This is a genomic window from Streptomyces sp. NPDC058955, assembly GCF_042741435.1.
Classification (GTDB): Bacteria; Actinomycetota; Actinomycetes; order Streptomycetales; family Streptomycetaceae; genus Streptomyces.
In genome coordinates, this window is record NZ_JBHYKM010000008.1 from 39,682 (window position 1) to 59,338 (window position 19,657).

A 19,657-nucleotide genomic window follows, 5' to 3' on the forward strand; every position below is an offset into this window, starting at 1 on the left:
GGTCAACGCCAGGCGGGAGGCTGCGGTTCCCCCGGCCGCACCGGGGGCGTGTTGCGCCGTTCGGGTGATCCTGGCCCGGGTCAGCGGGCGGCGGGGATCTTCTCCAGGTCCGCGCCCGCGCGGGTGGGCTCGACCTCGCTGGTGCAGTGGGCGCAGCGGGTGGCGATGGCGGGGATCTCGGTGAAGCAGCGGGGGCAGTCGCGCTTCTCGGACTTGGGGTCGGCCGCCTCCTCCTTGGCGAACCTCTCCTGGACCTTCGCCATGGGGACGACGAAGAGGAAGTAGAGGACGAGCGCGGTGATGACGAAGGCGATGGTGGCGGAGATCGCGAGGCCGTAGGGGAAGACGGTCTTGCCGACCTGGAACCTCGCCTCGCTGAAGTCGCCGACGGAGCCGGTGGCGAGGCCGATGAGCGGGGTGATGAACGCCTTGCTGAAGCCGGTGACGACGGCCGTGAACGCCGAGCCGACGGCGAGGCCGATCGCCATCGAGACGACGTTCCCGCGAAGTATGAAGTCCTTGAATCCGTTCAGCACGGCGTGTTGCTCCTAGGGGGTTTCCGTGGGGGGTCAGAAGAGGCCGGCCGTGGCGAAGCGGAGGGCGAACTGCGGGTAGCCCGACAGGACGGCTCCGACGACGGCGGTCAGCGCGATCGCCAGGGTGACGGGCGTGGGGGCCCGGCGCGGTTCGGCGGGGGGCGCGCCCTCCGGGGTGCGGAAGAGCAGGGCGGTCCACCGCAGGTAGTACGCGAGGCCGATGACGACGTTGACGCCCATGACCACGGCCAGCCAGCCGAGGCCCGCGTCGACGGCCGACGAGAACACGGTCACCTTGGCGAAGAGGCCGATGATACCCGGGGGCAAACCGGCCAGATTCAGGAGGAAGAAGGCGAGCGCGAGGGCGGCGGCGGGGCTGGTGGCGTAGAGGCCGGCGTGGTCGGCGATCCGCTTGCCGGGGTGGGTGCGGGCGACGAGGGCGACGACCGCGAAGGCGCCGAGGTTCACCACGGCGTACATGAGGGCGTACGCGACGGTGGCGCCGATCTGGTCGTCGCCGGAGTACGCGGCGGCGGCGATCGGCACCAGGAGGTAGCCGGCCTGGGCGACGGAGGACCAGGCGAGCAGCCGGATCGCGCTCCCCGCGCGCGTGGGGTCCTGCCGGAGCGCGGCGACGTTGCCGGCGGTCATGGTGAGGGCGGCGAGGACGGCGAGGGCGGGGCCCCAGACGTCGGCGTACGCGGGGAAGGCGACGACCGTCACCAGGATGAGGCCGGTGAAACCGACGGCCTTGCCGACCACCGACAGGTAGGCGGCGACGGGCAGCGGGGCGCCGCTGTAGGTGTCGGGGACCCAGAAGTGGAAGGGGACGGCGGCGACCTTGAAGGCGAAGCCGACGAGGGTGAGGGCGACGCCGGCCTCGGCGAGGGTCTGGAGCTGTCCGGGCACCTCGTCGAGGCGGGCGGCGATCTCGGTGAGGTGGAGGGTGCCGGTGGCCGCGTAGACGAAGCTGACGCCGAGGAGGGTGACGGCGGTGGCGGTCACCGAGGAGAGGAAGAACTTGAGGGCGGCCTCGCTGGAGCGCCGGTCGCCGCGCTTGAGGCCGACGAGGGCGAAGGCGGGCAGCGAGGCGACCTCCAGGGCGACCACGAGGGTGGCGAGGTCGCGGGAGGCGGGCAGCAGGGCGGCGCCGGCGGCGGAGGAGAGCAGCAGGAACCAGTACTCGCCGGCCGGGAGCTTCGCGCGCGTGGCGGGCAGCGAGAGCAGCGCGGTGAGGAGGGCGCCGCCGAGCACCAGGAGCTGGATGACCAGGGTGAAGTGGTCGGCGGTGTAGCTGCATCCGGCGGTCTGGGCGTGGCTGTCGGTCTGGGCGCCGGCGGTGAGGCAGAAGGTGGCGCGGTCGCCGGAGCGCAGCGGCAGGAGCAGGGCGAGGGCGGCGGCGAGGCCGGTGAGGGAGATCCAGCCGAGGAGCTGCTTGCGCTCGGCGGGGACGAAGAGGTCGGCGACGAGGACGCCGAGCGCGACCAGGGCGGTGAGCGTCGGGGGCGCGATCGTCAGCCAGTCGACGGACTGGACGAGAGAGGCGTCGGCGGTGATCACTGGGTGCCTCCCGCGAGGAGCTGCTGGACGGCCGGGTCGGTGAGGCCGAGGAGGACCGCGGGCCAGAGTCCGGCGAGGACGGTGAGGGCGACGAGCGGGGTCCAGGCGGCCAGCTCGTACGGCTGGACGTCGGCGAGCTCCGGTTCGCCGGCCGGGCGGGGGCCGCCCATGCAGACCCGGCGGACCACGATCAGCAGGTAGGCGGCGGTGAGCAGGGTGCCGAGGCCGCCGAGGGCCATGAAGACGAGGTACGCGGGGCGGCTCAGCCCGTCGGCGGGGTCGAAGGCGGCGAACAGGGCGAGCATCTCGCCCCAGAAGCCGGCCAGGCCCGGGAGGCCGAGGGAGGCGACGGCGGCGAAGGCGAGAAGGGCGCCGAGGCGGGGGGCGCGGCCGTAGAGGGCGGCGCCGGTGGCTCCGGCGAGGGTGTCGAGGTCGGCGGTGCCGTACCGGTCCTTCACGGCGCCGACGAGGAAGAACAGCAGGCCGGTGATGAGGCCGTGGGCGATGTTGGCGAAGAGCGCGCCGTTGACGCCGGTGGGGGTCAGGGTGGCGATGCCGAGGAGGACGAAGCCCATGTGGCCGACGGAGGAGTACGCGATCAGCCGCTTGAGGTCGCCCTTGGCGCCGGGCCGCGCGAGCGCGAGGCAGGCCAGGGAGCCGTAGACGATGCCGGCGGCGGCGAAGGCGGCCAGGTAGGGGGCGAGGGTGTGCATGCCGTCGGGGGCGATCGGCAGCGCGATGCGGACGAACCCGTAGGTGCCCATCTTGAGGAGCACGCCGGCGAGGAGGACCGAGCCGACCGTGGGGGCGGCGGTGTGGGCGTCCGGCAGCCAGGAGTGCAGCGGCCACATCGGGGTCTTCACGGCGAGCCCGATGCCGATCGCGAGAACGGCGGTGACCTGCACCGATGTGGTCAGTCCGCGGCCGTTGTCGGTGGCGAGCGCCACCATGTCGAAGGTGCCCGCCTTGATCCCGATCAGGAGCAGGCCGAGCAGCATGACCACGGAGCCGAGCAGCGTGTAGAGGATGAACTTCCCGGCGGCGGCGCGGCGGCCCTCGCCGCCCCAGCGGGCGATGAGGAAGTACATCGGGACGAGGACCATCTCGAAGGCGAGGAAGAAGAGGACCAGGTCGAGGACGGCGAAGGTGGCGAGGGTGCCGGCCTCCAGGACGAGCAGCAGCGCGACGAACGCCTTCGGGGACGGGCCCGTGGGCGGCTTGGAGTAGGAGTACAGCGCGCACAGGAAGGTCAGCAGCGCGGTCAGCACCAGGAGGGGGAGCGAGATGCCGTCGACGCCGAGGTGGATCCGCACGTCGAGTGCCTTGATCCAGCTGATGTCGGTGGTGGCCTGCATCCGCGACGGGTGGTCGTGGTCGAAGCCCAGGGTGAGGACGAGCGCGGCGAGGAGGATCGCGCCGGTGACGGTGACGCCGTGGCGGAGCACCGCCTGCTCGGGCGACTTCCCCTTCAGTCCGGGCGGGGCGGGCAGGAGCGCGGCGGCGGGGGGGGGGGGGGGGGCCCCGCCGCCCCCCCCCGCCGGGGCCGCCCCCGCCACAAGGCCGTCAGAGTCGGCCCCCCCCCCGGCGGGCCGCGTGGCGGGGGGGGGGGGGGGCGGGCGGGGCGCTCGCGCGGGGTGGGGGGGGGGGGGGGTGCGGGGGGGGGGGGGGGGGGGGGGGGGGGGGGGGGGGCGGTGGGGGGCGCCCCCACGACGACGAACGCGAGGAGGAACTGCATCACGGATTCGCTGATATCGATCACGGCTCACGCTCCGGCGAAGGCGTTGGCGAGGGCGACGGCGGCGATCGCCAGGACGACGGAGCCGGCGAGCAGGGCGCTGAGGTAGGTCTGCGTGTTGCCGGTCTGGCCGCGGCGGACCAGCCATCCGAGGCCCTTGGCGGTGCCGGCGGCGCCGCTCACATAGGTGTCGACGACCTCGCGGTCCAGGAAGCGGACCAGGGAGGCGGCGCCGAGCACGGGGCGGACGAACACCTTCCGGTAGAGGGCGTCCAGGTGGAAGCCGTCGGCGGCCGGGCCGTACAGCGGGCCGAGGAGGGCGCGGCCGGGGTCGGCCGGGTCCTCTGCGGGGTGCGGCAGGTGCAGCGCCTCGGCCTCGACCAGACCGGCCTCGGCGTCCGGGTGGGCGACGTGCGGGGCCTTGACGGCGGGTACGGCCCTGGCGGCGAGGGTGCGCCAGACGGCGTAGGTGACGGCGCCGCCGGCGACGGCGAGGCCGGTGCCGAGCACGGCGGTGGTGAGGGTCGGGGTGAGGGCCTCGCCGTCGAACCAGTCGTCCAGGAAGGCGGCGCTCAGGCCGAAGCCGAGGGACGGGATCGCGAGGACCCACAGGACGGCGGTCATGGCGATCGGCTGCCTGCCGTGGTCCGGGGCCTCCGCGCCGTGGCCGCGGAAGGTGCGGAGCCAGAGGCGGAGCGCGTACGCGGCGGTGAGGAGGGCGGTCAGCAGGCCCGCGACGAGGACGGTCCAGCCGGCCCCGGCGGGGACGCCGGGCCGGTCGCCGAGCGCGGTGTGCTCGGCGGCGACCAGGACCGCCTCCTTGGAGAAGAAGCCCGCGAAGGGCGGGATCGCGGCGAGCGCGAGGAGGGCGACGGTCATCGTCCAGTACGCGTCGGGGATCCGCTTCGCCAGGCCGCCCATCCGGGACATCGCGGTGAGCGAGTTGGTGCCGGCGGCGTGGATGACCGCGCCGGCGGCGAGGAAGAGCAGCGCCTTGAAGGCGGCGTGCGAGAGGAGGTGGAAGACGGCGGCGCCCCGGTCGCCGACGGCGAGCGCGCCGGCCATGTAGCCGAGCTGGCCGATCGTCGAGTAGGCGAGGACCCGCTTGATGTCGTCCTGGGCGAGCGCGGCGAGCGCCGAGCCGACCATGGTGACCGCGGCCATCACGGCGAGCACGGTCAGCGCGGCGGCGGAGGCGGCGAAGACCGGGAGCAGCCGGGCGACGAAGTAGATGCCGGCGGCGACCATGGTGGCCGCGTGGATGAGCGCGGAGACCGGCGTCGGGCCGGCCATGGCGTCGGGGAGCCAGGTGTGCAGCGGGAACTGCGCGGACTTGCCGGCGACGCCGGCGAGGAGCAGCAGCGCCACCACGGTGGGGTGGTCGAGGCCGCCGCTCGCGACGGTGGACAGGATGCCGTCGATGCGGAAGGTGCCGGCGTCGGCGGCGAGGGCGAAGAGCCCGAAGAGGAAGGGGACGTCGCCGAGCTTGGTGACGAGGAACGCCTTCAGGGAGGCGGACCGCGCCTCGGGGGTCTCCCAGTAGTGCCCGACGAGGAAGTACGAGCAGATGCCCATGATCTCCCAGCCGACCAGGAGCACCATCAGGTCGCCGGAGTAGACGACGAGGAGCATCGCGGCGGTGAAGAGGGAGACCAGCGCCGCGTACGAGGGGTAGCGGGGGTCCTCGCGGAGGTAGCCGGTCGAGTAGATCTGCACGCAGCTCGCGACCAGGCCGACCAGGACGGCGACGAGGGCGGCGAAGCCGTCGATGTGGACGCCCAGGGTGATCGGCACGGAGCCGGTGGGGGTCAGCTCGGTGGCGGCCTCGATCACCGTGTTCCCGCCCTGGCGGATCGCGACGAGGACGGCGAGGACGGCGGCGGCGAGCGTCGGCAGCACGGCGAGCGGCCGGACGAAGCCGGGCGCGGTGCGGCCGACGGCGAGCCCGGCGGCGGCGCCGAGGAAGGGCAGCAGGGGGACGAGGACGGCGAGGGTCGTGGTGGTCACGCGGCGGCCTCGGCCTTCTCGTCGGTGCTCTCCGGGGTCTCCCCGGTCTCCCCGGTCTCCGCCGTGTCGCGGAGCCGGTCGATGTCGGCCGTGCCCCGGTTGCGGTAGACCATCAGGACGATGGCGAGGCCGATGCCGATCTCGGCCGCCGCGACGGCGATGGTGAAGAGGGTGAGGGCCTGGCCGGCGTGGAGGGCGTCGCGGAGCCAGACGTCGAAGGCGACCAGGTTGAGGTTGACGGCGTTGAGCATCAGCTCGACCGACATCAGGACCAGGATCGCGTTGCGGCGGGCGAGGACGCCGTACAGGCCGACGCAGAAGAGGAGCGCGGCGAGGACGGCGGGGTAGGCGAGGTGCATCAGTCCCGCTCCCCTTCCGGCTTCTTGCGGGACAGGACGATGGCGCCGACCAGGGCGGCGAGCAGCAGCACCGAGAGCGCCTCGAAGGGCAGCACCCAGTGCCGGAACAGGATCTCGCCGGTCACGCCGGTGGAGCCCTGCGCGGGCCCGTCCAGCTCGATCCAGGTCGTGCGGAAGGCGTCGGCGACCACCCAGACGAGGGCCGCCGCGGCGGCGACCGCGACGGCGAGGGCGACCGGCCGGTTGCCGGAGTCGGCGTCCGGGGAGCGGCCGATCGGGGCCTTGGTCAGCATGAGCCCGAAGAGGAGGAGGACGACGACGGAGCCGACGTAGATCAGGACCTGCACCCAGGCGATGAACTCGGCGGTCAGCAGGAGGTACTCGACGGCGAGGCCGCCGAGCGCGACCACCAGCCAGAGCGCGGCGTGCACGAGCTGCCTGGTGGTGACGGACACGATCGCGGCGCCGAGGGTGACGAGGCCGACGAGGAGGAAGGCGATCTCGACGCCGGAGGGCGAGAGGAAGCCGTGGCTCTGTGCTGCCAGGTTCACTGCGGGCCCTCCTGCTGCTGGGTGGCCTCGGCGGCGGCCTGGGCCGCGGCGGCCTTCTCGGCGGCCTTGCGGGCGGCGGCGATCTCCTTGGGCTCCTCGGCCGCCGGGTCGAGCGCGGGCGGTTCGGGGACGGTCCACATCCACTCGCGGAGCTTGTCCCGTTCGTGGGTGAGCTCCAGGATGTCGGTCTCGGCGTACTCGAACTCCGGCGTCCAGAAGAGGGCGTCGAAGGGGCACACCTCGATGCAGATCCCGCAGTACATGCAGAGGGAGAAGTCGATGGCGAAGCGGTCGAGGACGTTCCGGCTGCGCTCGCGGCCGCCGGGGGCGGCGGCCGGGACGGTCTCCTTGTGGGAGTCGATGTAGATGCACCAGTCGGGGCACTCGCGGGCGCACAGCATGCAGACCGTGCAGTTCTCCTCGAACAGCGCGATCACCCCGCGCGACCGGGGCGGCAGCTCGGGCTGCGCGTCCGGGTACGGGGCGGTGACGCTCCTGCGGGTCATGGTGCGGAGGGTGACGGCGAGGCCCTTGGCGAGGCCGGAGCCGGGGATCTTCGGGGACATCTAGCTGATCGCCACCTTCACGATGCCGGTGAGCGCGATCTGCGCCAGGGCGAGCGGGACGAGGGTCGTCCAGGCCAGCTTCTGGAGCTGGTCCTCGCGGAGCCGGGGGTAGCTCACCCGCAGCCAGATGACGACGAAGGCGAGGACGGCGGTCTTCAGGAGCGTCCACAGCCAGCCGAGGCCGTCGGCGCCCCCGGGGCCGTGCCAGCCGCCGAGGAAGAGGACGGTGGTGAGGCCGCACAGGACGACGATGCCGGCGTACTCGGCGAGCAGGAAGAGCGCGAAGCGGAGGCCGGTGTACTCGGTGTACGCGCCGAAGATGATCTCCGAGTCGGCGACCGGCATGTCGAACGGCGGGCGCTGGAGCTCGGCGAGGCCGGCGACGAAGAAGACCAGCGCGCCGACGATCTGCCACGGCACCCACCACCACTCGAAGGCGTCGAGGACGCCGGTGAGGGAGACGGTGCCGGCCGCCATCGCGACGGACGCGGCGGCGAGCAGCATCGGCAGCTCGTACGCGAGCAGCTGGGCGGCGGTGCGGAGGCCGCCGAGGAGCGAGAACTTGTTGGCGGACGCCCAGCCGGCCATCAGGCTGCCGAGCACGCCGACGCCCATGACGGCCAGCACGAAGAAGATGCCGGCGTCGACGAGCGCGCCGACGGCGCCGTCGCCGGGGCCGACCGGGATCGCGACGAGGACGAGCAGGTACGGGAGGAGGGCGACGGCCGGCGCGAGCTGGAACACCCGCCGGTCGGCGTCCTTCGGGACGACGTCCTCCTTCTGCGCGAACTTCACGCCGTCCGCGACGAGCTGGGCCCAGCCGTGGAAACCGCCGGCGTACATGGGGCCGAGCCGCCCCTGCATGTGGGCCATCACCTTGTGCTCGGTCTGCCCGACGACCAGCGGCAGCACGAGGAACGCGGCGAAGACGAGCAGGAGCCGGACGGCGACGTCGAGTGCGTCGTTCACGCGGGATCGCCTCCGGCGGGGTCGGGGGTGGTGTCGGGGTCGGTGCCGCTGCCGTCCGCGGCGGGCTTGTCACCAGCGGCGGGCTTGGCCTCGGGGGTGGGCTCGCCCGCGGCGGGCTTCGCGTCGGGCGCGGGCGCGTCCGGGGCGGCCTCGTCGCCTGCGGCGGGCTTCGCCTCCGGCGCGGGGGTTTCGGGGGTTTTCGGGGTGTCGTCGAAGGCCGGGCGGGCGTGGTGCCAGGGGGCGTCCGCGCTGCGGGTGCGGGGCGGCGGCGAGGCGGCGGCCGGGGGCTCCCCGGCCTGCTCCGCCTGCTGGCTCGCCGAGCCCTGGCTCGCGCTGCGCATGCGGCGCGGGGTGCCCGGGGCCGTCTGGCTCGCGGAACCCTCGGACGCCGAGCGCGTGCGGCGGGCCGGGGGCGCTCCGGTCTCGGGGGTCGCCTGAGCCTCCGGGGCCGCCTGGCTCGCGGAACCCTCGGACGCCGAGCGCGTGCGGCGGGCCGGGGGTGCTCCGGTCTCGGGGGTCGCGGGAGCCTGCGGGGCCTCGGGGGCAGCCGGGGTGGCCGACACCTCCGGAGCCGCCTGGCTCGCGGAGCCCTGGGAGGCCGTGCGGGCGCGGCGGGGGGCCGGGGTCTCCTGGGTCGGCGTGCCTTCCGCCGTGGTGCGGGTGCGGCGGGGGCGGTCGGCGGCGGCGGCTCGGGCGGGGCGTTCGGGGGCCGGGGGGAGCTGGCCCTTGAGGGGGCCCCATTCGTTGGGGTCGGGGACGCCCGGCGGGAGCATCTGGCGGCGCTTGGGGCCGCCGTCGTGCGCCTCGCCCGGCTCCTTCGCGCCCGGCCACGCCTTGGCGACGCGGGCCGCGAGGACGAAGTCCTTGCGCAGCGGGTGGCCCTCGAAGTTCTCGGGGAGGAGGAGCGGGGTGAGGTTCGGGTGGCCCTCGAAGACGACGCCGAACATCTCGTGGGTCTCGCGCTCGTGCCAGGCCGCGCCCGCGTACACGCCGATGGCGGTGGGGAGCGAGGGGGCCTCGTGGGGCACGGTGGTGCGCAGCAGCAGGCGCCGCACCCGGCCGGTCTCCAGGGCGACGACGTGCGCGCAGACGCGGAAGCCGGTGCCGGGCTCGTCCACCGCGCTCAGCCAGTCGAAGTAGGTGCAGCCCAGCTCGTCCCGGGCGGTCCGCAGCGCGTCGAGCCAGTCCGTGGCGGGGACGTCGACGGTCAGCAGGTCGTACGCCCGCTCCGCCGCCGCCTCGTCGCCGAAGAGGTCCGTCACGGCTTCGGGAAGGGAGTCGTAGCGGTTCATCGGTCGTCGCCTCCCGGCGGCGGGGTGACCAGCCCGCTGGTCAGCTGGGCGACGGACGCGCCGGCGCCGCCGTACCGCTCGCCGAGCGACTCGCGGGCGATCTTCTCCTGGAGCTTGAGGATGCCCTGGAGGAGCGCTTCGGGGCGGGGCGGGCAGCCGGGGACGTACACGTCGACGGGGATGATCTGGTCGACGCCCTTGGTGACGGAGTACGAGTCCCAGTAGGGGCCGCCGCAGTTCGAGCAGGCGCCGAAGGAGATGACGTACTTGGGCTCGGGCATCTGCTCGTACAGCCGCTTCACGGCCGGCGCCATCTTGTCCGTCACCGTGCCGGAGACGATCATGAGGTCGGCCTGGCGCGGGCCCGGGGCGAAGGGGATCACGCCGAGGCGGATGAAGTCGTGGCGGGCCATCGACGCGGCGATGAACTCGATCGCGCAGCAGGCGAGGCCGAAGTTGAACACCCAGAGGCTGTAGCGGCGGCCCCAGTTCAGGACCACCTTCATGGGCTCGGGGGCCAGGCGGGAGAGCGTTCCCAGCTTCGGCGCGGGCAGGGGCACGGCGCCCCCTGCGGGTGTTACGTCCATGCCAGGACGCCCTTCTTGTACGCGTAGAGCAGGCCGACGGCCAGGAAGCCGAGGAAGACGAACATCTCGACGAGGGTGGTGGCGCCGTAGCCGGGCGCGGCGAAGACCGTCGCCCACGGGAAGAGGAAGATCGAGTCGACGGCGAAGATCACGTAGAGGAAGGCGTAGACGTAGTAGCGGACCTGGGTGTGGGCCCAGCCCTCCCCCACGGGGTCGACGCCGCACTCGTAGGTGAGCAGTTTCTCCGGGGTCGGCACGACGGGCCGGAGCAGCCGGCCGGCGCCGAAGGCGACCGCGACGAAGAGCACGCCGACGACGGCGAGCAGGCCGACGACGGAGTACGTATCGAAATAGTCCGCCGCGACTACGGTCGGTTCCCGCACGTCCGCCGCCCCTCAGTCCCTCGCCGCCGTTTTCACGGACGCGAGTCTAGGCCCTGCTAAAAGGAGCGTAAGCAGGCACGGGTGGGGTTATCCCCCGGGGCCGACACCCACCTCCCCCATGGCCCGCAGGGGTCGGGGGGCGGCAGGCTGAGGGCATGACCGCTGATCACCCGAGCCCTCCCTCCCCCGCCGTCGCGGCCGTGGACCCGCCCGCGCGGCGGCGGACCGCGTACGGGAAGGAGACCTGGAAGGAGATCTCCTTCCTCCTCCTGAACCTGCCCACCGCCCTCGTGGGCTTCGTCTACGCCGTCACCTCCGTGGTCGTCGGGGTCGCCCTGTCGGTCACCGTGATCGGTCTGCCGCTGCTGGCGGCGGGACTGGCGGGGGCGCGCGGGATCGGGCGGTCCGAGCGGGCGCGCGCCCGGGGGCTGCTGGACGTGGAGGTGGCCGAGCCGTCGCCGCTGCCGCGGGCCGGCGGCGCGCTGCCGTGGCTGTGGACGCGGCTGAAGGACCCGGTGGCGTGGCGGACGCAGCTGTACGGGCTGATCCGGCTGCCGTGGGGGGTGGTGACCTTCGCCGTCACCCTGGTGTCGCTGGTGGCGCTGTGGCCGGTGCTGCCGTTCATCGCGCGGGGCCTCGCGGCGGCGGACCGGGGCATGGTGCGGGGTCTGCTGTCGCCGTCGGACGAGCTGGAGCGGCGGATCGCCGAGCTGGAGTCGGACCGGGGCGTGGTGGTGGACACGGCGGCGGCGGACCTGCGGCGGATCGAGCGGGACCTGCACGACGGCGCCCAGGCACGCCTTGTGGCGCTGGCGATGGGGCTCGGCCTGGCGAAGGAGAAGCTGCACGAGGACCCGGACGCGGCGGCGGCGATGGTCGCGGAGGCGCACGGCGAGGTGAAGCTGGCCCTCCAGGAGCTGCGGGACCTGGCGCGGGGCATCCATCCGGCGGTGCTGACCGACCGGGGGCTCGGGGCGGCGCTGTCGTCGCTGGCGGGGCGGTGCACGGTGCCGGCGACGGTGACCGTCGATCTGGACGAGCGGCCCGCGGAGGCGATCGAGGGGATCGCGTACTTCACGGTCTCGGAGCTGCTGCAGAACGTGTCGAAGCACGCCCGGGCCCGGTCGGCCTCGGTGGAGGTGTGGCGGGCGAAGGACCGGCTGCTGCTCCAGGTGCGGGACGACGGTGTCGGCGGGGCCCGGCTCGACGGCGGCGGCACGGGTCTGGCCGGTCTCGCGGAGCGGCTCGGCGCGGTGGACGGCGTGCTGGTCGTGGAGTCGCCGGAGGGCGGCCCGACGACGGTGACGGCGGAGCTGCCGTGGCGGGCGCGGCGGGGCTGAGGCCCGCGCGCCCTCCCGTGGGGGTGGGGTTATCCCCCCTCGGGAGACGCCGACCCGCCTCATGGTGCGGAGGGGGTGCCGGACGGAACCCTGGAGTCGTACCCACCGAAGCTCCCTTTCCTCCTCCCCTCTCCCCTCCTCACCAGTGAAGGACGTCCCGATGGCATCGCCGCTCGTTCCCTCCGCCCTTCGGGCCCCCTTCCAGGGGCGGACCTGGCGGGCCTTCCTGTTCACCCTGGTCGGGCTGCCGCTGAGCGTGGTGGCGTTCTCGCTGGCGGTCTCGCTGACCGCGACGGGCGCCGGGCTGCTGATCACCTTCCTGGGGGTGCCGGTGCTGGCGGCGGCGCTGGTCGTGTGCCGGGGGTTCGGGGCGGTGGAGCGGGCCCGGGTGCGGGGGCTGCTCGGGGCGGACGTGCCGGCGCCGGAGCCGGTGCGCGGGCGGACCGGCGGGCCGTTCTCGTGGATGGCGGCGATGCTGCGGAGCGGGGCCTCGTGGCGGCACCTGCTGTACGCGCTCGTGCACTTCCCGTGGGCGGTGTTCTCCTTCTGCGTGTCGGTGACGGTCTTCTCGGTCGGCTGGGGCCTGTTCACGTATCCGCTGTGGCGGTGGGTCTTCCCGACGTACCTGAGCCAGGACGGGATCCAGCTGTACGGGGACGAGGACCGCGCCCTGTACGTCGACTCGCCCTTCGAGGTGGGCGTCGCCTTCGCGATCGGGCTGCTGGTGGTGCTGGCGTGGCCGGCGGTGGTGCGGGGGCTGACGGCGGTGGACCGGGTCCTGGTGGCGGGGCTGCTGGGCCGGGGGCGGCTGGCGGAGCGGGTGACGGAGCTGGAGTCGGACCGGGGTGCGGCCGTGGACACGGCGGCGGCGGACCTGCGGCGGATCGAGCGGGACCTGCACGACGGGCCGCAGGCGCGGCTGGCGTCGCTGGCGCTGGACCTGGGGATGGCGAAGGAGACGCTGGCCCGGGACCCGGAGGCGGCGGCGGTGCTGGTGGACGAGGCGCACGGCGAGGTGAAGCTGGCGCTGAAGGAGCTGCGGGACCTGGCGCGGGGCATCCATCCGGCGGTGCTGACCGACCGGGGCCTGGACGCGGCGCTGTCGGCGGTGGCGGCGCGCTGCCCGGTGCCGGTGTCGGTGACGGTGGAGCTGCCGGGGCGGCCGGTGCCGGCGATCGAGGGCCTGGCCTACTTCACGGTCTCGGAGCTGCTGCGGAACGTGGAGCTGCACGCGGGGGCGCGGCGGGTCTCGGTGGACGTGTGGCGGTCGGCGGAGCGGCTGATGCTCCAGGTGCGGGACGACGGCGTGGGCGGCGCGGACCCGGCGCGCGGCGGGGGTCTCGCGGGGCTGGCGGAGCGGCTGCGGTCGGTGGACGGCGTGCTGGCGGTGGACTCGCCGGAGGGCGGTCCGACGACGGTGACGGCGGAGCTGCCCTGGCGGGCCTGAGGCGGGTGCGCCGTGCCGGGGGCCGTCCGGGTCCCCGGTGATGTTTCTTTCCGCCGGCCCCTTTCGCACGGCCTTTCCTGCGATGCTGATCACGCGACGCCGACCGGGTCGCACGGAGCGAGCAGGGGACATGGGGGCAGCGGGCGTGGGTGTGGGTGAGGTGGCGGGCCGGGTGCGTGTGGTGATCGCCGAGGACTCGGTGCTGTTGCGCGAGGGGCTGACCCGCCTGCTGACGGACCGGGGCCACGAGGTCGTCGCGGGGGTCGGGGACGGCGACGCGCTGGTGAAGACGGTGGCGGAGCTGGCGGACGCGGGCGCGCTGCCGGACGTGGTGGTGGCCGACGTGCGGATGCCGCCGACCCACACGGACGAGGGCGTGCGGGCGGCGGTGCGGCTGCGGGCGGAGTATCCGGACCTCGGGGTGCTGGTGCTGTCGCAGTACGTGGAGGAGCAGTACGCCACCGAACTGCTGGCCGGTTCCACGCGCGGTGTGGGCTATCTGCTGAAGGACCGGGTCGCGGAGGTCCGCGAGTTCACCGAGGCCGTGGTGCGGGTGGCCGAGGGGGGTACGGCCCTGGATCCGGAGGTCGTGCAGCAGCTGCTCGGGCGGAGCCGGCAGCAGGACGTGCTGGGGCATCTGACGCCGCGCGAGCGGGAGGTCCTGGGTCTGATGGCCGAGGGCCGGACGAACTCGGCGATCGCGAAGCAGCTGGTGGTCAGCGACGGCGCGGTGGAGAAGCACATCGGGAACATCTTCCTGAAGCTGGGCCTGTCGCCGAGCGAGGGCGACCACCGCCGGGTCCTCGCGGTGCTGACGTACCTCAGGTCCTGAGCGGGCCGCCGCCGCACCGGGGGCGGGCCCTGCCCCCGAGCCTTGATCTTCTGACACCCTGTCAGATACGTCCCTTCGGGCCCCTCGGGGTCCTAGGGCGGAAGAACGAGTCGGAATGCCGCGTTCCGGAGCAATCCGGGTAGGCGCAGAACAGGACAACGCAGGACACAAGGGCGTCTCAGGCAGAGGCCCATCATGTGAGAATCCCCGGGACCGCCCACCTCGCAGTCGTAGGGTGGGCGAAGAGTCCCGCTTGCCGCTAGGGAGGTCCAGTTCAGTGACCAGCCAGGTCAGTAGCGAGGCCGGCGAGGCCCTGCTCGGGGAGCAGCGCAGCGCCCCGGCGGAGGCCCGCCACGGCACCGAGAAGGAAGTCCGACGTCTCGACCGGGTGATCATCCGGTTCGCGGGCGACTCCGGTGACGGCATGCAGCTCACGGGTGACCGCTTCACCTCGGAGACGGCGTCCTTCGGGAACGACCTGTCCACGCTGCCGAACTTCCCGGCCGAGATCCGCGCCCCCGCAGGCACCCTGCCCGGCGTCTCGTCCTTCCAGCTCCACTTCGCCGACCACGACATCCTGACCCCCGGCGACGCGCCGAACGTGCTGGTCGCGATGAACCCGGCCGCGCTGAAGGCGAACATCGCCGACGTGCCGCGCGGCGGCGAGATCATCGTCAACACCGACGAGTTCGCCAAGCGGGCCATGGCCAAGGTCGGGTACGCGACCTCGCCGCTGGAGGACGGCTCGCTGGACGGCTACCGGGTCCACCCGGTGCCGCTGACGACCCTCACGATCGAGGCGCTGAAGGAGTTCGGCCTGTCCCGGAAGGAGGCCGAGCGGAGCAAGAACATGTTCGCGCTCGGACTGCTGTCCTGGATGTACCACCGGCCGACCGAGGGAACCGAAGCCTTCCTGCGGTCCAAGTTCGCGAAGAAGCCGCAGATCGCCGAGGCGAACGTGGCCGCCTTCCGGGCGGGCTGGAACTTCGGCGAGACCACCGAGGACTTCGCCGTCTCCTACGAGGTCGCCCCCGCGACCCGCGCCTTCCCCACCGGCACCTACCGCAACATCTCCGGGAACCTGGCCCTCTCCTACGGCCTGGTCGCCGCCTCGAAGCAGGCGGAGCTGCCGCTCTACCTGGGCTCCTACCCGATCACCCCGGCCTCGGACATCCTGCACGAGCTGTCGAAGCACAAGAACTTCGGCGTGCGGACCTTCCAGGCCGAGGACGAGATCGCCGGCATCGGCGCCGCGCTCGGCGCGGCCTTCGGCGGCTCCCTCGCCGTCACCACGACCTCCGGTCCGGGCGTGGCCCTGAAGTCCGAGACGATCGGCCTCGCGGTCTCCCTGGAGCTGCCGCTGCTGATCGTCGACATCCAGCGCGGCGGCCCCTCCACCGGCCTGCCGACCAAGACCGAGCAGGCCGACCTCCTGCAGGCCATGTACGGCCGCAACGGCGAGGCCCCGGTCCCCGTCGTCGCCCCGAAGACGCCGGCCGACTGCTTCGACGCGGCCCTGGAGGCGGCCCGGATCGCCCTCACCTACCGCACCCCGGTCTTCCTGCTCTCCGACGGCTACCTCGCCAACGGCTCCGAGCCCTGGCGGATCCCCGAGGTCGCCGACCTGCCCGATCTGCGCACCCCCTTCGCCACCGGCCCGAACCACACCCGGGCCGACGGCACCGAGGTCTTCTGGCCGTACCTGCGCGACCCCGAGACCCTCGCCCGCCCCTGGGCCGTCCCGGGCACGCCCGGCCTGGAGCACCGGATCGGCGGCATCGAGAAGCAGGACGGCACCGGCAACATCTCGTACGACCCCGCCAACCACGACCTCATGGTCCGCACCCGGCAGGCCAAGGTCGACGGCATCGCCGTGCCCGACCTGGAGGTCGACGACCCGGACGGCGCCCGGACCCTGGTCCTCGGCTGGGGCTCCACGTACGGCCCGATCACCGCCGCCGTGCGCCGCATCCGCCGCGAGGGCGGCCACATCGCCCAGGCCCACCTCCGCCACCTCAACCCCTTCCCGAAGAACCTCGGCGAGGTCCTGAAGGGGTACGAGAAGGTCGTCGTCCCCGAGATGAACCTCGGCCAGCTCGCCACCCTCGTCCGGGCGAAGTACCTCGTCGACGCCCGCAGCCACACCCAGGTCAACGGCATGCCGTTCAAGGCCGAGCAGCTCGCCGCCGCCCTCAAGGAGGCCATCGATGCCTGAGAACCTGCTGCACCTGGTGCCCAAGGCCGAGGCCGCCCAGACGATGAAGGACTTCAAGTCGGACCAGGAGGTCCGCTGGTGCCCCGGCTGCGGCGACTACGCCGTCCTCGCCGCCGTCCAGGGCTTCATGCCCGAGCTGGGCCTGGCGAAGGAGAACATCGTCTTCGTCTCCGGCATCGGCTGCTCGTCCCGCTTCCCGTACTACATGAACACCTACGGGATGCACTCCATCCACGGCCGCGCCCCGGCCATCGCCACCGGCCTGGCGACCTCCCGCCGCGACCTGTCGGTGTGGGTGGTGACCGGCGACGGCGACGCGCTGTCCATCGGCGGCAACCACCTCATCCACGCCCTGCGCCGCAACGTGAACCTGAAGATCCTGCTCTTCAACAACCGGATCTACGGCCTCACCAAGGGCCAGTACTCCCCCACCTCCGAGGTCGGCAAGATCACCAAGTCGACCCCGATGGGCTCCCTCGACGCCCCCTTCAACCCGGTGTCGCTCGCCCTCGGCGCGGAGGCCACCTTCGTCGCCCGCACGGTCGACTCCGACCGCAAGCACCTCACCGAGGTGCTGCGCCAGGCCGCCGACCACGACGGCACCGCGCTGGTGGAGATCTACCAGAACTGCAACATCTTCAACGACGGCGCCTTCGAGGTCCTCAAGGACAAGGACCAGGCCAAGGAGGCCGTCATCCGCCTGGAGCACGGGCAGCCGATCCGCTTCGGCGCCGAGCTCGACAAGGGCGTCGTCCGCGACCCGGCCACCGGCGACCTGGAGGTCGTCGCGGTCACCCCGGAGAACGAGTCCCGGATCCTCGTCCACGACGCGCACGCCGCCTCCCCGACGACCGCCTTCGCGCTCTCCCGCCTCGCCGACCCCGACACCCTCCACCAGACCCCCATCGGCGTCTTCCGCTCGGTGGAACGCCCGGTCTACGACACCCTGATGGCCGAACAGCTCGACAGGGCCGTCGCCCAGCAGGGCGAGGGCGACCTGGCCCGCCTGCTGACGGGCAACGACACGTGGACGGTGGTCGGCTGACGGGCCGGCCGACCCCGCGGACGAGGGCGTCCCGGCCTCCGGGTCAGGGCGCCTTCCCCGTCTCCTTCCGCCTCTTCTTCTCCTTCTCGGCCGCCTCCTCGTAGTGGCCGAGGTAGCCGACCTTCCCGCCCGCCTCCACGCGGTGGACGTACACCTGGTGCAGGAAGCGGAAGCCGTTCGAGGTGTCGAAGCCGTACTTCTTCGCCACCCCTTCGTACGTGAGCTCCCGCAGCCGGCGGGTGAGCGCGCCCCGCTGCACGGCGAGCCCGCTCGCCGCCACTCCCCGCATGGTCTCCGCGATCGCGAGGGTGACGTCGTACGCCTCCGCCGCGTACCGCTCGACGGGATCCGTGGCGGCCCGCCCCCAGCGCGCCCGGTAGGCGGCGGTGAACTCCTTCGCGGGCTCCGTCGCGAGGGCGGCCGGGTCCACGTACGAGGTCCCGAAGTACCAGCCCTCGGCGACGGGTCCCGCGCCGCTCAGGAAGTCCGGTTCGAGGACGCTCTCGACGGCGCCGCACACGCCGGTGAAGCCCGCCGCCGCCAGCGCGCGGGCGCACCGGGCGGCCCGCGCCGGTGACAGGCCCGCGTAGAGGACGCCCTCGGCTCCGGACGCCTTGACGGCGCGCGCCGCCGGGCCGAAGTCGTCGGTCTCCGCGTCGACCTCGTGGCGGCTGGTGGTGGTGGCGACGCCGGCCGCGGCGAGGCTGTCCTTCAGGGAGGTGCCCATCGCCCAGGCGATGTGTCCGGCGGCCCGGTCCTCGACGACCGCGACCCTGGGCAGCTTGCGGGCGATGACGACGGTGGAGAAGCCGAGCAGGAGCAGTTCGACCTGGGTGCGCATCTCGAAGTAGGAGGGTTCGCCGACGAGATCGGGCATCACCGTGAAGTCCACGCCGGTCGCCACGTTCGCGTACACCAGGGAGTTGCCCTGGTAGATCTTGGCGGCGGCCGTGACCACCTCCGGCGAGGTCGGTCCGATGACGGCGAGGACGGCCCGGTCCTTGCCGATGGCGGTGGCGGTCCGGGCGGCGCGGGCGGGGTCGCCGGCGTCGTCGTGGACCTTCACCGCGAGGCCGAAGGTGCGGTCGGGGCGGGCGTTGAACCGCTCGACGGCGAGCCGGACGCCGCGTTCCTGGGCGCGGCCGTCGGCCTTGCGGGGGCCGCTGAGGTCGGTCTGGACGCCGATCGTGTACGTGGGGAGGTTCCCGGCCGTGGCGCTCGTGGTGCCCAGCACGCCGCCGTCCGTGCCGCCGGTGGCGCCGCTGCCGGAGCCGCCGATCAGGCCGCCGAGGCGGGCGGCGAGGGCGCCCGCGGTCACCACGAGGGCCGCCGAGCCGCCGGCCAGCAGGGCCCGCCGGGACGGTCCGCGCGGCGGCGGCGGGGGGACGACGGCGGTCGGTTCGGGGACGGGCAGGTCGAGGACCCGGGCGGAGCGTTCGGCGATCAGGGCGGGCAGACCGGGCGGCAGCAGCTCCCCGACGGGTCCCCCGGTGCCGCCGAGCGCGTCCCGCACGGCCTCGGCGGTGGGCCGGGCGGCCGGGTCCTTGGCGAGGCAGGCGGCCACCAGGGGCCTCAAGGCGGCGGGTACGGCGCCGAGTTCGGGCTCGTCGTGGACCGTGCGGTAGACGACGGCGGCCACCGTGCCGGTACCGAAGGGTCGTTCGCCGGTGACGACGTACGCGAGGACGCAGCCGAGCGCGAACACGTCGGCGGGCGGGCCGACTTCGCCCGCCCCGGCGGCCCGGGCCTGTTCGGGGGCGAGGTAGCCGGGGGTGCCGATCATGGCGTCGGTGGCGGTGAGGGCGGTCGCCCCGGCGACCCGGGCGATGCCGAAGTCGATGAGCCGGGGCCCGTCGACGGCGAGCAGGACGTTGGCGGGCTTCACGTCCCGGTGGACGAGCCCGCCCGCGTGCAGGTCGGCGAGGGCGTCGGCGAGCCGGGCGCCGAGGGCCCGTACGGCCGGTTCGGGGAGCGGCCCGTACAGGGCGAGGGTCTCGGCGAGGGAGGGCCCGGGGACGTACTCGGTGGCGAGCCAGGGCTCGCGGGCCTCCGGGTCGGCGCCGAGGACCCGGACCGTCCAGCGGCCGGTGATCCGCTCGGCGGTGCGGGCCTCGCGGCGGAAGCGCTCGCGGAAGGCGGGGTCGGGGGGGGGGGGGGGGGCGGGGAGCGGGTGACGGGGGGGCGCGCCGCCCCGGGGGGGGGGCGCGCGCTGGAGACCCCGACGACCCGGAGC

17 protein-coding genes are annotated in these 19,657 nt (G+C 73.9%); 5 read left to right on the top strand and 12 right to left on the bottom strand.

Annotation, left to right across the window (positions count from 1 at the left end):
• Positions 1-80: 80 nt before the first annotated feature.
• From mscL to ACFW1I_RS05920, 11 genes are all read right to left on the bottom strand, one after another.
• On the bottom strand, positions 81-536 hold the full coding sequence (gene mscL / locus ACFW1I_RS05870) for a large conductance mechanosensitive channel protein MscL (RefSeq protein WP_384666412.1): 456 nt from the start codon (positions 534-536) through the stop codon (positions 81-83).
• 33 nt (positions 537-569) lie between these two features.
• Positions 570-2,096, bottom strand: a complete 1,527-nt coding sequence (locus tag ACFW1I_RS05875; protein ID WP_384666414.1) for an NADH-quinone oxidoreductase subunit N — start codon at positions 2,094-2,096, stop codon at positions 570-572.
• Positions 2,093-3,652 (bottom strand): NuoM family protein, encoded by a 1,560-nt coding sequence (locus ACFW1I_RS05880; RefSeq protein WP_384666416.1) that lies wholly within the window; start codon positions 3,650-3,652, stop codon positions 2,093-2,095. Before ACFW1I_RS05880 ends, ACFW1I_RS05875 begins: the two co-directional genes overlap by 4 nt.
• Before the next feature lie 206 nt (positions 3,653-3,858).
• Entirely contained in the window at positions 3,859-5,838 is a 1,980-nt protein-coding gene (locus ACFW1I_RS05885) for an NADH-quinone oxidoreductase subunit L (RefSeq protein WP_384666418.1), read from the bottom strand.
• Positions 5,835-6,197: an NADH-quinone oxidoreductase subunit NuoK gene (nuoK, locus tag ACFW1I_RS05890; protein ID WP_384666420.1), complete on the bottom strand. Its 363-nt coding sequence runs from the start codon at positions 6,195-6,197 to the stop codon at positions 5,835-5,837. The genes ACFW1I_RS05885 and nuoK overlap by 4 nt, the downstream gene beginning before the upstream one ends.
• Positions 6,197-6,748: an NADH-quinone oxidoreductase subunit J gene (locus ACFW1I_RS05895; protein WP_384666422.1), complete on the bottom strand. Its 552-nt coding sequence runs from the start codon at positions 6,746-6,748 to the stop codon at positions 6,197-6,199. Before ACFW1I_RS05895 ends, nuoK begins: the two co-directional genes overlap by 1 nt.
• The gene (locus tag ACFW1I_RS05900) at positions 6,745-7,314 is read right to left on the bottom strand and encodes a NuoI/complex I 23 kDa subunit family protein (protein ID WP_384666424.1); all 570 of its coding nucleotides are present in this window, start codon (positions 7,312-7,314) and stop codon (positions 6,745-6,747) included. Before ACFW1I_RS05900 ends, ACFW1I_RS05895 begins: the two co-directional genes overlap by 4 nt.
• Positions 7,315-8,283 carry a complex I subunit 1 family protein gene (locus tag ACFW1I_RS05905; protein ID WP_031009261.1) on the bottom strand — a complete coding sequence of 323 codons (969 nt, stop codon included), beginning with the start codon at positions 8,281-8,283 and terminating at the stop codon, positions 7,315-7,317.
• Entirely contained in the window at positions 8,280-9,575 is a 1,296-nt protein-coding gene (locus tag ACFW1I_RS05910) for an NADH-quinone oxidoreductase subunit C (RefSeq protein WP_384666426.1), read from the bottom strand. Before ACFW1I_RS05910 ends, ACFW1I_RS05905 begins: the two co-directional genes overlap by 4 nt.
• Entirely contained in the window at positions 9,572-10,162 is a 591-nt protein-coding gene (locus ACFW1I_RS05915) for an NADH-quinone oxidoreductase subunit B (protein ID WP_384666427.1), read from the bottom strand. The genes ACFW1I_RS05910 and ACFW1I_RS05915 overlap by 4 nt, the downstream gene beginning before the upstream one ends.
• Positions 10,153-10,545 (bottom strand): NADH-quinone oxidoreductase subunit A, encoded by a 393-nt coding sequence (locus ACFW1I_RS05920; protein ID WP_031009254.1) that lies wholly within the window; start codon positions 10,543-10,545, stop codon positions 10,153-10,155. Before ACFW1I_RS05920 ends, ACFW1I_RS05915 begins: the two co-directional genes overlap by 10 nt.
• A 155-nt stretch (positions 10,546-10,700) precedes the next feature.
• Between ACFW1I_RS05920 and ACFW1I_RS05925 the strand changes: the two genes are divergently transcribed.
• The 5 genes from ACFW1I_RS05925 (at position 10,701) to ACFW1I_RS05945 (ending at position 17,424) form a co-directional block, all read left to right on the top strand.
• The gene (locus ACFW1I_RS05925) at positions 10,701-11,885 is read left to right on the top strand and encodes a sensor histidine kinase (protein WP_384666429.1); all 1,185 of its coding nucleotides are present in this window, start codon (positions 10,701-10,703) and stop codon (positions 11,883-11,885) included.
• 160 nt (positions 11,886-12,045) lie between these two features.
• A complete protein-coding gene (locus ACFW1I_RS05930) occupies positions 12,046-13,332 on the top strand; it encodes a sensor histidine kinase (protein WP_384666431.1) in 1,287 nt (428 codons plus the stop codon).
• 172 nt (positions 13,333-13,504) lie between these two features.
• Entirely contained in the window at positions 13,505-14,164 is a 660-nt protein-coding gene (locus ACFW1I_RS05935) for a LuxR C-terminal-related transcriptional regulator (protein ID WP_384666433.1), read from the top strand.
• 277 nt (positions 14,165-14,441) lie between these two features.
• On the top strand, positions 14,442-16,379 hold the full coding sequence (locus ACFW1I_RS05940) for a 2-oxoacid:acceptor oxidoreductase subunit alpha (protein WP_384666434.1): 1,938 nt from the start codon (positions 14,442-14,444) through the stop codon (positions 16,377-16,379).
• A complete protein-coding gene (locus ACFW1I_RS05945; RefSeq protein ID WP_384666436.1) occupies positions 16,372-17,424 on the top strand; it encodes a 2-oxoacid:ferredoxin oxidoreductase subunit beta in 1,053 nt (350 codons plus the stop codon). Before ACFW1I_RS05940 ends, ACFW1I_RS05945 begins: the two co-directional genes overlap by 8 nt.
• Positions 17,425-17,467: 43 nt before the next feature.
• Here ACFW1I_RS05945 and ACFW1I_RS05950 read toward each other — a convergent pair.
• Positions 17,468-19,657: bifunctional serine/threonine-protein kinase/ABC transporter substrate-binding protein (locus ACFW1I_RS05950; RefSeq protein ID WP_384666439.1), on the bottom strand; the 2,190-nt coding region annotated here is incomplete at its 5' end.

Bases quoted from the DNA above. Each gene is read 5' to 3' on its own strand.
- ACFW1I_RS05910 (WP_384666426.1), bottom strand. From the start codon at position 9,575: ATGAACCGCTACGACTCCCTTCCCGAAGCCGTGACGGACCTCTTCGGC.
- ACFW1I_RS05915 (WP_384666427.1), bottom strand. From the start codon at position 10,162: ATGGACGTAACACCCGCAGGGGGCGCCGTGCCCCTGCCCGCGCCGAAG.
- ACFW1I_RS05925 (WP_384666429.1), top strand. From the start codon at position 10,701: ATGACCGCTGATCACCCGAGCCCTCCCTCCCCCGCCGTCGCGGCCGTG.
- ACFW1I_RS05945 (WP_384666436.1), top strand. From the start codon at position 16,372: ATGCCTGAGAACCTGCTGCACCTGGTGCCCAAGGCCGAGGCCGCCCAG.
- ACFW1I_RS05900 (WP_384666424.1), bottom strand. From the start codon at position 7,314: ATGTCCCCGAAGATCCCCGGCTCCGGCCTCGCCAAGGGCCTCGCCGTC.
- ACFW1I_RS05930 (WP_384666431.1), top strand. From the start codon at position 12,046: ATGGCATCGCCGCTCGTTCCCTCCGCCCTTCGGGCCCCCTTCCAGGGG.
- nuoK (WP_384666420.1), bottom strand. From the start codon at position 6,197: ATGCACCTCGCCTACCCCGCCGTCCTCGCCGCGCTCCTCTTCTGCGTC.